The organism is Leuconostoc carnosum (genome assembly GCF_014207505.1).
GTDB classification, from domain to species: Bacteria; Bacillota; Bacilli; order Lactobacillales; family Lactobacillaceae; genus Leuconostoc; species Leuconostoc carnosum.
Map to the genome: position 1 here is coordinate 148,819 of NZ_JACHGL010000005.1, position 12,648 is coordinate 161,466.

Below are 12,648 nucleotides of genomic sequence, written 5' to 3' on the forward strand. Positions count from 1 at the left end.
ATATATTTTCACTACTTATGAACGACAAAATCGTTCAAATTACATGTTTTATAAAGAAAATGTAAAGATTTAAAGTGAAATATTTATTAAAATATAAAATTAGCGAACAAACGTTTGATTTATATGATAAAGTTCGGTACAATACAATAAGAATATAAATAAATCAAGTAGGTAATTTAACCCATCATGGCAAACAATATTAAAGAAAGTAAACAACTACAAGTATTGCGCTTCATCCATGAAGCACAATTATCAAATGGTTATCCACCAACAGTGCGTGAAGTTGGTGAAGCAGTTGGTTTATCCTCATCATCTACAATTCATGGGCACATCGAACGTTTGGTTAAAAAGGGCTACTTACTCAAGGATGCTGCAAAACCACGTGCACGTGCAATTGAAGTAAGTGATGCCGGATTGGAAGCACTAGGATTATCAACAACTCCTGGTCGTATTCCTGTTCTTGGGCTTGTTACAGCAGGTACACCTGTTTTAGCAGTTGAAGAAGAAGCGACGGAGTTCTTCCCAATTCCCGATAATTTAATGCAATTTGATGGCGACATGTTCATGTTAAATGTTAAGGGAAACTCGATGGTCAATATCGGGATTCTAGATGGTGACAAGGTAATTGTTCGTAAGCAAGACAATGCCGACAACGGTGATGTTGTCGTTGCTATGAATGAAGATGACGAAGCCACTGTCAAACGCTTTTTCAGAGAAGCAGATCATTTCCGTTTACAACCAGAAAATGACGCCATGGCACCTATTATTTTAAACAATGTCTCAATTCTTGGTAAGGTCATTGGCCTTTACCGTGACGCTATTTATTAATATATTATAAAAAGAGGCTCGTTCAAAATTGAACGAGCCTCTTTTTATTTAATAACTGTACCAATCAGTGGGATTTTCTCGCCACGCTTGTAAACTAGTATATTGTGAGGCATCAAGATGTCCACTATTAATAGCTTCTGTCACCATTTGTGAATATGTTGTTAGTGATTGATATGTTAATTTCGCAGCCGCGAAATTAACATCCGCGGCATCTAATTCATAAGAAAAGATTGCAATAACACCTATAACTTTACCACCTTCTGCTCGAACAGCCTCAGCTGCTTGCAAAACCGAACCACCGGTAGAAATTAAGTCATCAATCAAAACAACTTTTTTTCCTGAAACCGCTGCACCTTCTGTTTGTCGACCAGCCCCGTGATCCTTAGGTTTAGAACGAACATAAATCATTGGTTTTTTCAAAAGATCCGCTACCCAAGCAGCATGAGGTATTCCTGCAGTAGCAACACCACCGATTACCTCAACATCATCATAGTGTTCCTTAATTAATGTAGCTAATCCGTTATAAATGTTTTCCCTAACTTCCGGGAAACCAATGGTCATACGATTATCAGTGTAAATCGGACTTTTAATACCTGAAGCCCATGTGAATGGTGTTGTTGGCGCAAATTTAACCGCCCCAATTTTTAATAGATCTCGTGCAACTTGTTTTGCATATTCGGTCATCTAGATACTCCATTCTGCTAATACACGTTGATAGGCTGCAACTGGTGTTTCAGCCTTGGTTATTGATCTGCCAACTACTAAACCAGTGGCCCCAAATTGGCGTGCTTGCGTTGGTGTTGTGATGCGTGCTTGATCATTTCCATCATCTCCAGCTAAACGAATACCTGGGGTAATTCTTAAAAAATCATCATGTGTTTGCTGCTTTATAATCTGTGCTTCAAAAGGTGAACTAATCGTACCATCAACACCTGCTTTTTGCGCCAATTTTGCTAAATGTAAAACACTTTCATTTAATGAAGCTGTTGTCAATTGTGTTTGTTGCATGTCTTCTTCAGAAAATGATGTTAGCTGTGTCACAGCCAATAATTTTAAATCTGCCCCTTTATTTTCAACGGCTCGACGCAACATTTTTTCACCGCCAGCTGCATGTAAAGTTAAATATTGGACATCCAGCTTAGCAATACTAGCTACAGCTTGCCCAACCGTATTTGGTATATCATAGAGTTTCAAATCTAAAAAGATTGTGTATCCTCGTTGACGTAACTCTTTAACAAAATCCGGACCTTCAGCATAAAATAACGCCATACCAACCTTTAGAGCTGGCTTAGGAGAAATATCTTTAAATTGTGCTAAAAATTGTCGTGCCGTGATTGCATTAGGAAAATCTAATGCGATAAATACAGGATATACCATAACTTCTCCCACCATCCAATTGATTATTAGTCCTGTTTTGAACAGGACTTATGTGATGTCGTTGCTGAATATTGAACTCATGTTAATAAATTACTTCATTTCACTTACCGTAAAACTTCTACTTTCCAGAACATCTAGAAAAGCACTGACCGTATCTAAAGCTGTAAACAATGGTACAGCATTTTCGATTGCAACTTGGCGAATTAACAAACCATCTGATTCTGCATGATCATCGGCTTGGGTCGTATTAACTACAACTTGAAGCGTCTGGCTGCGCAAAGCATGAAGTGAATTATTTTCAGATTCTGATATTTTATCTAGGATAGCAACTGGCAAATTTTCTGCCAATAAGGTAGCACCAGTTCCAGAGGTAGCATATAATGAGAAACCTAAATCAACAAAGCGTTTAGCCAAAGCAATTGTTTCATTCTTATCAGCATCGGCAACTGTAAATAATACATTTCCGTACTTTGGTACCTTAATATTAGAAGCTACAAATGCTTTATATAGCGCCTTGGGTAAGGTCGTATCAGATCCCATAACTTCACCAGTAGACTTCATTTCTGGTCCAAGTAACGAATCAACTTCTGGCAACTTTGTAAAGGAGAAAATAGGCGCTTTAACATGAACCATATCATCTGCTGGTACTAGCCCTGTTTCAAATCCCATATCTGCAAGCTTTTCACCTAACATCACACGTGTAGCTAATTGTGCTAATGGTAAATGTGTTACTTTTGAAATAAAGGGTACCGTACGTGATGCACGCGGGTTGACTTCAATGACATAGGCTTTGTTTTCATGAATAACAAATTGCACATTCATTAGTCCAATCGTATTCATAGCTTTTGATAAAGCAATCGCAGCTTGAACAATCTGGTCTTGCACACGTTGTGATAAATATTGTGGTGGATACACCGACATTGAATCACCAGAATGCACGCCTGCCCGTTCAATATGTTCCATAATACCAGGAATCACAGCCGTTTGACCATCTGACAAAACATCGACTTCTGCTTCTTGACCAACCAAATAAGAATCAATCAACACAGGATGATCATTTGATACTTTGACTGCGCGCTGCATATAATCTTGCAATTCGTCATCAGAAGCAATAATTTCCATAGCTCGACCACCAAGTACATAAGAAGGTCTAATTAATACAGGATACCCAATCATTTGAGCAGCGGCTAAAGCACCTGCTACTGTTGTTGCAGTCTTCCCAACTGGCTGTGGTAATTGTAGTGACTTGATGACTTGATCAAAAGCTTCACGATCTTCAGCACGATTCAAGTCTTCTACAGTTGTTCCTAATATGTGTACCCCGTTATCTACTAAAGGTTGGGCTAAATTAATAGCTGTTTGGCCACCAAATTGAACAACAACGCCCATTGGCTGTTCAACATCAATAACATTCACAACATCTTCTAAAGTTAGTGGTTCAAAATATAATTTATCTGATATTGAGAAATCTGTTGACACCGTTTCAGGATTTGAATTCATAATAATAGCTTCATAACCAGCACGCTGAATTGCTTTCACTGCATGAACAGTTGCATAATCAAATTCAACACCTTGTCCAATTCGAATTGGACCTGAGCCTAGAACCAAAACCGACTTTTTATCTGATACAATCGATTCATTTTCATGTTCGTAAGTGGCATAATAATAAGGTGTTTGCGATTCAAACTCAGCTGCCACCGTGTCAACCATTTTATAAACTGGCAACACATTATTTTCTTGGCGCAAATCACGAATATCTTTAGCAGTCATTTCCCAAAAGCCAGCGATTGTTTGATCAGCAAAGCCATTTTTCTTAGCGTACTTTAAATAATCTAGATCACCAATATGTTGTTTTAAATCTTCTTCAATTTCAATAATATGAACAAGTTTATCCAAGAAAAATTCGTCAATGCGTGTTTTTTCATGAATAACTTCATCCGAAATTCCACGCCGTAATAAGTCAGCAATCATAAACAGACGGTCATCTCGTGCTGGCATTAAAGCTTCAAGTAATTGTTGATCAGTCATATCACTAAAAGTAATATCATTAAGACCAATAGCACCAATTTCTAGTGAACGAACAGCTTTTAAGATGGCCTCTTCCATATTACGTCCGATAGCCATAACTTCGCCTGTTGCTTTCATTTGTGTACCCAAACGACGATCAGCAGTAGCAAATTTATCAAATGGCCAACGCGGAATTTTGACAACGACATAATCTAATGCTGGTTCAAATTCCGCTTTAGTTGTACCAGTAACTGGATTTGTAATTTCATCTAATGTCAAGCCAATCGCAATCTTAGCTGCCATTTTTGCAATTGGATAACCCGTTGCTTTTGATGCCAATGCTGATGAACGCGAGACACGCGGATTTACTTCAATAATGTAATATTTATACGATTCTGGATCAAGTGCCATCTGAATATTAACACCACCTTCAATCTTCAAAGCGCGAATAATTTTTAATGCAGCATCACGCATCATTTGCACTTCACGATCTGACAATGTTTGTACCGGAGCAGTAACAATTGAGTCACCAGTGTGAATACCAACTGGATCAAAGTTTTCCATCGAAGCGACAACTAAGGCATTGTCATGAGAATCACGCATGACTTCAAATTCAATCTCTTTAAATCCGGCAATAGAGCGTTCTATCAAAACTTGCGTGACTGGCGATAAATCTAAACCATTTGCTGCAATATCAAGCAATTGCTCATGTGTATCAGCAATTCCTCCACCTGTCCCACCTAAGGTATAAGCTGGTCGAACGATGACAGGATAGCCTTGCGTATCGGCAAAATCCATTGCTTCGTCCAAGGTTGTAGCAATCGTTGATTCAGGAATCGGCTCATTTAGTCGTTCCATTAATTGTTTGAATTCTTCCCGATCTTCTGCTTCTTCAATGGCGGATAATTTTGTACCTAATAACTCGATATTGAGTTCATCAAGTATGCCAGCTTCAGACAAATCTTTTGCCATGTTTAAGCCGGTTTGGCCACCCAAAGTTGGTAAAATAGCTTCTGGTCGTTCTTTACGCAAAATGCGTTCAATAAAATCAATGGACAAGGGTTCAATATAGACTTTATCCGCAATTTCTGCATCAGTCATAATTGTAGCTGGATTCGAGTTAACCAAGATGACTTCGTAGCCTTCTTCTTTAAGGCTCAGTGCAGCTTGCGTCCCAGAATAATCAAACTCAGCTGCTTGCCCAATAATAATTGGGCCAGAGCCAATAACTAATACTCTTTTAATATCCTCGCGTTTAGGCATGTTGTGTGGTCTCCTTGCTCGTTTCCGCAATCATTTTCAAAAAGTCATCAAACAAATATTCAGCATCATGTGGTCCTGGTGCTGCATCGGGATGAAATTGAACTGAAAAAGCTGAATGATTTTTTAATCGTAGTCCTTCAATTGTTTGATCATTAATTTCTTCATGTGTCACAATCAAGTTAGTCTGATCTAATCCATCACGATCTACTGCGTAGCCATGATTTTGTGAAGTAAAATCTAAACGATCTTTTGAAAGCGTACGGACTGCGTGGTTAAAGCCACGATGTCCAAATTTCATTTTATATGTTTTAGCACCATTAGCAAGCGCAAATAATTGATGTCCTAAACATATACCCATCAACGGCAACTGCTCTTGCAGCGTCTGTATCATCGGTAGTGCATAAGCAACATCTTGTGGATTTCCTGGGCCATTAGAGAGCAGAATACCATCTGGATGTGCAGCTAAAACTGTTTTGGCATCGGTGTTTGCTGGGAAGACAATGACATTCACACCACGCTTCGACAAAGAACGTAGAATCGAATTTTTCAAACCAAAGTCAATCAATGCAATTGATACACCATCTGTTGGATTTTGATATTGCGTTTTGGTGGTTGCATCATGAACTAACGTTTTATCTGTCTCAAATGATGCTAATTTTTTCAAAACATCATCAGAATACGCATCAACTAGAGCAGCCTTCATTGCACCTTTATCACGTAATTCTTTTGTTAAAGCGCGCGTATCAACGCCTGTAATTCCAGGCATACCTGTGCTCTCTGCCCATTCAGGCAAACTCATCATTTGTCGCCAATTACTTGGACGTCGAGCAATTTCATGAACAACAATCGCTGCAGCGGCAGGTCGGAAACTTTCAAAATCATCTCGATTAACACCATAATTACCAATCAAAGGATATGTAAAGACAATCATTTCACCACGATAGGATAAATCAGTAATCGACTCTTGATAACCTGACATACCAGTGTTGAATACCAACTCTGCCATAACCTCAATGTCAGCACCAAAAGCTTCGCCTTCATAAACTGAACCATTTTCAAGCACTAAATAACGTTTTTTCATTTTTCCATTATCCCCATTAACATGTTTTTCAAGTCATCAAGACAGTGTCTAATTATTTTTTGTTGCATGGTCGTACACAATTTGACCATCAACCCAAGTTACCAGTGTCGTACCAAAAACTTTCCAACCAATAAATGGTGTATTCTTACCTTTTGATGCCATTTGATCAGCCGAAATGACTGTACTATGCTCTAAATCAAATAACGCAAGATCCGCTGATTGACCAACTGCTACAGACGCTGATGCCTCAAGATTAAACGCCTGAATAGGCGCTTTAACCATACGATTAATCAATGTTTCTAACGTCATAATCCCAGACTTAACCAGTTTTGTGTAAAGTAATTGGAAACTCGTTTCAATACCAGTAATACCAAAGGGTGCTTCAAGAAAGGACTTTGCTTTTTCTTCAGCACCGTGCGGTGCATGGTCTGTGGCAACCATATCAATCGTGCCATCCAACAAACCAGCAACAACTGCTTCCCGGTCTTCCGATGTACGTAACGGTGGGTTCATCTTAAATAATGCATCGTCGGTTAGAATATCACTATCTGACAATAATAAGTGATGTGGTGAAACTTCAGCCGTTACATGAACGCCCTTTAACTTAGCTAATCGGATTAACTCCACTGAAGTTTTCGTTGACACGTGTGCAACATGGTAATGAACACCCGTTGCATGCGCTAAAACTAAATCTCGTGCAAGTTGTGTACTTTCAGCCAAGCCAGTAATTCCAGGCAAATTCAAACTTTCCGCCTGCTTCCCAGCATTCATCACACCGCTATGTATCAAAGAATCATCTTCGAGATGCGCTACAAGTGGTTTATTGACTTTAGCCACTGCAATCATCGCTTGTAACATCGTATCAGCTGTTTGAACGCCTTTTCCATCATTACTAAATGCTATTGCGCCTTGATGTGCCATCTCTTCAATATTGGACACAGTATCAGAGACCAAATCACCTGATATTGCACCATATTGTGCAATATGAACAACACCATTATGATCATTCAAAGTCATTTGTTTGGCAACACGTTCTGGGGTGTCTGGTACTGGATTTAAATTAGGCATCGCTAGTACTGTTGTAAAACCACCACGTGCTGCTGCTTGAGATCCTGTCGCAATTGTTTCCTTATATTCAAATCCAGGTTCTCTAAAATGAACATGTACATCAACTAACCCATTTGATAAGAAAGCACCCTGTGCATCATAAGTCGGCACCTCTGATGTGATGCTTTCTTCTACTTGAACAATTCTTTTGCCATCAATTAAAACATCGCGTTTAACAAGTTTGCCATGAACTAATATTTTTGCATTTTTAATCAGTTGCATTGTGATCCTCCATTGTATACTCCAAAATTGCCATCCGCGCAAACACACCGTTAGTCATTTGTTCAAATATACGAGACTTGGGTGCTTCAACTAAATCATCAGCAATTTCTACATCCCGATTAACTGGCGCTGGATGCATAATAATTGCGTCAGATTTTAAGTGATCATAACGTGATTGGTTTAAGCCAAATTGTTCATGATATTTTTTAGCAGAAAAATTTTGATTTTCCGTTTTTGTAATCCGCTCATGTTGTACCCGTAAAAACATAACAACATCCAACTTGTCCCAATCAGAATCCATCGCCACAAAATCTCCGAACTGTTCGAATCCTGTTGTTTGCCACTGTGCTGGTCCAGAAAATGATACCTGAGCACCAAATTTTTTTAAAATTTCTGCATTAGAACGCGCGACCCGCGAATGCGCCAAATCACCAATAATGCGAATTTTCAAGTTTTCTAAATGTCCAAACTGCTCATAAATTGTCACCAGATCTAGTAGACTCTGTGATGGATGTTGTCCACTCCCATCACCGGCATTGACAAGTTGAGGCATATCATGACGACTATCGGTTAAGATTTGATCGTACCAATTTGTCATTGAATGACGAACCACAACCAGGTCCACACCAATTGCTTTCAAAGTTTTCAATGTATCAGTTAAACTCTCACCTTTTGACATTGAACTATTTTGCGGATCAATGATTATCTTTTGTAAGCCTAAGTGGTTTTCAGCCATTTGGAAACTACTGTTTGTCCGAGTCGAATTTTCAAAAAACAAATTAGCAACGGTTAAATTTTTCTTGATTGGTCGTACACCTGACTTCAAAGCTAATGCACGTTGCACTAAGTTTAACACATCTGATTTTTGAAGTGCATTTATATTCAGAAAACTACGCATAAATCTCCTTTTTATACAAAAAACCGTGTAAGTCAGGAGACTCACACGGTTCTAGAAAATTACAGTAAAAGTATACACTCCTACCCTGAATATCTAGTTGCCTTGCAAGCCTCTCTGGACTTAAATTAAAGGTACTATCGTTTCAAATATATTATCATTTTTTTAACACATGTGCAAATCATTTGTCAAAGAAATGTTTGTTGTGCTGATTAATGTTCGCTTTTGCTGTTTTATTTGTATTCCAAAACGGTACGACTACCTTACCGGAAATACTCGATTTATCAATAAAACCAAAGTAGCGACCATCGTTAGATACTGAACGATGATCTCCCATCACAAAATATGTGCCCTTTGGCACCGTAGTATGATTACGATCCTTTGCTTGCCATGCACGATTTGCAGATAGCGTCTTCAATGACCACTCACTACCAAAAGACATTTCTGTTCCCTGGGTACGTTCGTTAATACCAATAAAATTTTGATTAATAACTTTACCATTAACATATAAATCAGAATTTTTATATGATACAGTATCACCCCCGACACCAATAATACGTTTCACGTAATCTTTCTCACCAGTTCTAATCCTTGGATCTTCATGGCGCGCATCAAAAACGACTACATCCCCACGTTTATATTTTGAAACTTTACTCACGCCAACGAATTCTCTATCTTGTAAATTAGGTTGCATAGAATCACCACTAACACGAACAAATGTAAAAACAAATGATCTAATCAAACTGACTATAATAATAGCAGTGACAATGGGCAAAACCCACTCTTTTAGAAATTGCACGATTTGCTTTGTCATAATACTTCTTTCTCTTATATGTACAAAAAGCGATCATTAACTGATCGCTTAAAATTAAGGACGTAAAGTTGCATAGGCATCAGCAACTGGTTTTGTAACAATATCATTTAATTCTGTGAGCAATGTATTTAATGCCTGTTCGGCAGATAGTAATACTGTAATTAAATCATTTTTTTGAACTCTGGCAGCCACTTCATCCCATGCTTTTTCTTGTTCTGGATTAGGTTGTTGCTGAGACTGCATCATTTGTTGTACAGCCATTTGAATACTTTGAAACTCAGTAAATAATGTTTTTGCTTCATTATCGTTTTGAATGGCATCAAAAGCTGATTGCCAAGCCACATACTGCTGTGTTTCTTTCAAAACTATCGCCATTTCATTAGCGTTGTCATAAATATTAACTGTCATGTATATCAGTTCCTTTGTTTTATAGTTGATAACCATTCATCGCGTTATCTAGAGAATTAAACAGACGACGACGTTTACTGTCCAAATAATCCCTTTACAGTATCCCATACTTTGCCGGCACCATCAACAGCTTTACCAACACCATTTGAAAAGTCTGAACCGATCTTTGACCAATCCATTCCCCCTGTTGACGATGAACCATCACTTGTATTATTTGGATTAGTAACGGTAAAGTTTGTACCTGGTGTATTAGGTAAGATTTGCTCTAAAGAAGTTTTCACAAGTGGTCCCATGGTCGCTGTTAAACCTAATGGTAAGCTTTTATTCTCACTCTTCGAATCTAGTCCCATCCATGTTGACGTGACAACATCTTTCGTGTACGCAAGCGCCCACGAATCTTTAGACGATTGTGAATTATCTGTATCATTAGGATTTTCAGTAGTCCCTGTCTTACCAGCAATAGTGAATCCAGCTGGCGAAGTTCCTGCACCTGTACCGTTTGTATAAGTACCAAGCATCATTCGTGTCATGTTATCAGCTACGCGTGAACTAATTACCCGCTTTTGCTTAGACTTTGGTTCCTTAACAATTACTTTCCCTGTTGCATCAACAATTTTGGTAATAAAGTGTGTTTGACTCATAACACCATCATTAGCAAATGCTGTGTATGCTTGAGCCATTTGCATTGGCGAAACACCTGTCGTTAACCCACCCAATGACAAAGCCAAACTCTTATCTTTTTCAGATAAAGTCAAACCAAATTTTTTGGCGCTAGCAAAACCAGCATTAACACCAATTTTGTTAAGTAAGTAAACTGTTGGTACATTATAAGAGTGCGCCAGTGCCGAATACATCGGTACATTACCTGTCTCTACATTTAAGGCGTTATGCACTTCCCAGTTATCTGTTCCAAACGTACGCGTGGTATTTGGTAACGAAGTATCAATACTATACCCTCGTTCCAAAGCTGGCGCATATACAACAATCGGTTTAATTGCAGAACCTGGAGATAGTTTTGATTGTGTGGCATAGTTGAAGCCTCGGAAAGTATGTGTTGCTTCACGACCACCAACTACCGCACGTACACCACCATTTTTTGCATTAAGTACAACACTGGCAGCTTGCGCATCCGTATCATAATTAAATAATGCGTTATTCTTAAAATCTTCCTGCAAATTTGTTTGATCTTGCTGATTCAGTGTTGTATATATCTTATATCCACGATTCATAACATCACTTTCAGTTAGACCATACGTATTAATCGCTTCATGAATAACTGAATCAAAGAACCATGGATATTTGTAATTACCTGAATCATCGTAGGTATCATTCAATATAATATCTGTTGCTTTGGCTTCACGCGCTTGTGACGCTGTTAATTTTTTGTTTTCAACCATCGTATTCAACACAACATTACGACGATTTTTAGCATTTTCTGGATGTTCAATTGGATTATAGAGTGCTGGGCTCGGCAACATTGCCGTTAAAGTAGCAGCTTGAGATGTTGTTAACTCACTGGCATGGACCCCAAAATATTTTTGAGAGGCATCTTCAACACCCCAAACACCATGACCAAACCAAGCATTATTCAAATACATTGTAATAATTTGTTTTTTTGTATAATCCTGTTCAACCTGCATAGACAGAAATATTTCTTTTGCTTTACGACTAATCGTTTGTTCTTGCGTCAAGTAAGCATTTTTAACCAGTTGCTGAGTTAATGTTGAACCGCCACCTGCAATCACACGCGATCCAGTTAACTTATTTCTCAAGTTCAATAAAGCTGCACGCACAATACCTTTGAAAGAGAAACCATACTCTCGATAAAAATTACGATCCTCACTCGATATAACCGCATCACGCATATTTTGTGAAATATGATCATATTGAACATATGACCCTTTTTGTGAATATAACTCACCTGCCTTAGCACCAGAATCATCAATAACTACTGCAGTGTTTGACAACGTTGCTTGTAAATTTTTCACCTGTGCTGTTTTAGCGACAACAACTAAATAAACACTCATCACTAAAAAGGATGTCAAAAAGAGCACAATTAATAAACGACCAAACTGCCATCTTTTTGAAATGGGTTTAAATTTTGCATATATAGACTTCATTGTATTTTTAAACCAAACCATAGATTAGCCTATTAATGTTGACCAATGTGCAGTTAATTTTGAGGCACTTTCTTCATCTGGGCTAGTCACATATATTGTATCAAAACCAGCTAAAGTGGCAACAACTTCGGGTAAATTGGCATCATCAATAATACCAGCAACAGTATTACCGCTAGAATCCGTTGTTTTAACAATTGTCATAAATTGAACTTGTTGAACAAAAATAGCATACTCAGATAACGCGCTATCAACCGCATTTTGTGTCACTACTGGATCCACAATTGGATCAGAATCAGATAACTGTTGGTATCTTAATTCACCATTCTCATCCTTAATACGTACAATACCCAGTGAACGGATATCACGAGAAATAGTTGTCTGTGTCGTTTCGACACCTTGTTCTAGTAATTGACCTAACAATACATTCTGACTAGCAATTGGTTTATTTCTAATAATTTCAAGAATTAGTTCTTGACGTTGTTGCTTTGAAATCATTACTGTCTCCTAATTAGACATACCCCAAATT

General features: G+C 38.2%; 11 protein-coding genes. 1 reads left to right on the plus strand and 10 read right to left on the minus strand.

The window, feature by feature from the left end; all coding sequences use genetic code 11:
- The first annotated feature begins 186 nt into the window (after positions 1-186).
- A complete protein-coding gene (gene lexA, locus HNQ98_RS06805) occupies positions 187-828 on the plus strand; it encodes a transcriptional repressor LexA (RefSeq protein WP_014974221.1) in 642 nt (213 codons plus the stop codon).
- Between the two features lie 48 nt (positions 829-876).
- Here lexA and pyrE read toward each other — a convergent pair whose 3' ends face one another.
- From pyrE to HNQ98_RS06855, 10 genes are all read right to left on the minus strand, one after another.
- Positions 877-1,512 (minus strand): orotate phosphoribosyltransferase, encoded by a 636-nt coding sequence (gene pyrE / locus HNQ98_RS06810; protein ID WP_135197368.1) that lies wholly within the window; start codon positions 1,510-1,512, stop codon positions 877-879.
- Positions 1,513-2,205 carry an orotidine-5'-phosphate decarboxylase gene (gene pyrF, locus HNQ98_RS06815; protein ID WP_135197367.1) on the minus strand — a complete coding sequence of 231 codons (693 nt, stop codon included), beginning with the start codon at positions 2,203-2,205 and terminating at the stop codon, positions 1,513-1,515.
- Positions 2,206-2,295: 90 nt separating this feature from the next.
- The gene (gene carB / locus HNQ98_RS06820; protein WP_135197366.1) at positions 2,296-5,475 is read right to left on the minus strand and encodes a carbamoyl-phosphate synthase large subunit; all 3,180 of its coding nucleotides are present in this window, start codon (positions 5,473-5,475) and stop codon (positions 2,296-2,298) included.
- Complete coding sequence (locus tag HNQ98_RS06825; RefSeq protein ID WP_135197365.1) at positions 5,468-6,556, minus strand: carbamoyl phosphate synthase small subunit; 1,089 nt, start codon at positions 6,554-6,556, stop codon at positions 5,468-5,470. Before HNQ98_RS06825 ends, carB begins: the two co-directional genes overlap by 8 nt.
- A 48-nt stretch (positions 6,557-6,604) precedes the next feature.
- The gene (pyrC, locus tag HNQ98_RS06830; protein WP_135197364.1) at positions 6,605-7,885 is read right to left on the minus strand and encodes a dihydroorotase; all 1,281 of its coding nucleotides are present in this window, start codon (positions 7,883-7,885) and stop codon (positions 6,605-6,607) included.
- Entirely contained in the window at positions 7,872-8,783 is a 912-nt protein-coding gene (locus HNQ98_RS06835) for an aspartate carbamoyltransferase catalytic subunit (protein ID WP_135197363.1), read from the minus strand. The genes pyrC and HNQ98_RS06835 overlap by 14 nt, the downstream gene beginning before the upstream one ends.
- A gap of 178 nt (positions 8,784-8,961) precedes the next feature.
- Positions 8,962-9,594, minus strand: a complete 633-nt coding sequence (gene lepB, locus HNQ98_RS06840) for a signal peptidase I (RefSeq protein ID WP_019040456.1) — start codon at positions 9,592-9,594, stop codon at positions 8,962-8,964.
- Positions 9,595-9,648: 54 nt separating this feature from the next.
- A complete protein-coding gene (locus tag HNQ98_RS06845; protein ID WP_135197362.1) occupies positions 9,649-10,002 on the minus strand; it encodes a YlbF family regulator in 354 nt (117 codons plus the stop codon).
- 74 nt (positions 10,003-10,076) lie between these two features.
- Positions 10,077-12,143, minus strand: coding sequence for a PBP1A family penicillin-binding protein (locus HNQ98_RS06850; protein WP_135197361.1), 2,067 nt, complete (start codon positions 12,141-12,143; stop codon positions 10,077-10,079).
- 3 nt (positions 12,144-12,146) lie between these two features.
- Positions 12,147-12,617, minus strand: coding sequence for an arginine repressor (locus HNQ98_RS06855; RefSeq protein WP_135197360.1), 471 nt, complete (start codon positions 12,615-12,617; stop codon positions 12,147-12,149).
- Positions 12,618-12,648: the final 31 nt, after the last annotated feature.

What these genes read in the sequence shown, in the direction of transcription:
- lexA (WP_014974221.1), top strand. Translation starts at nt 187, where the DNA reads ATGGCAAACAATATTAAAGAAAGTAAACAACTACAAGTATTGCGCTTC.
- pyrE (WP_135197368.1), bottom strand. Translation starts at nt 1,512, where the DNA reads ATGACCGAATATGCAAAACAAGTTGCACGAGATCTATTAAAAATTGGG.
- pyrF (WP_135197367.1), bottom strand. Translation starts at nt 2,205, where the DNA reads ATGGTATATCCTGTATTTATCGCATTAGATTTTCCTAATGCAATCACG.
- carB (WP_135197366.1), bottom strand. Translation starts at nt 5,475, where the DNA reads ATGCCTAAACGCGAGGATATTAAAAGAGTATTAGTTATTGGCTCTGGC.
- HNQ98_RS06825 (WP_135197365.1), bottom strand. Translation starts at nt 6,556, where the DNA reads ATGAAAAAACGTTATTTAGTGCTTGAAAATGGTTCAGTTTATGAAGGC.
- pyrC (WP_135197364.1), bottom strand. Translation starts at nt 7,885, where the DNA reads ATGCAACTGATTAAAAATGCAAAAATATTAGTTCATGGCAAACTTGTT.
- HNQ98_RS06835 (WP_135197363.1), bottom strand. Translation starts at nt 8,783, where the DNA reads ATGCGTAGTTTTCTGAATATAAATGCACTTCAAAAATCAGATGTGTTA.
- lepB (WP_019040456.1), bottom strand. Translation starts at nt 9,594, where the DNA reads ATGACAAAGCAAATCGTGCAATTTCTAAAAGAGTGGGTTTTGCCCATT.
- HNQ98_RS06845 (WP_135197362.1), bottom strand. Translation starts at nt 10,002, where the DNA reads ATGACAGTTAATATTTATGACAACGCTAATGAAATGGCGATAGTTTTG.
- HNQ98_RS06850 (WP_135197361.1), bottom strand. Translation starts at nt 12,143, where the DNA reads ATGGTTTGGTTTAAAAATACAATGAAGTCTATATATGCAAAATTTAAA.
- HNQ98_RS06855 (WP_135197360.1), bottom strand. Translation starts at nt 12,617, where the DNA reads ATGATTTCAAAGCAACAACGTCAAGAACTAATTCTTGAAATTATTAGA.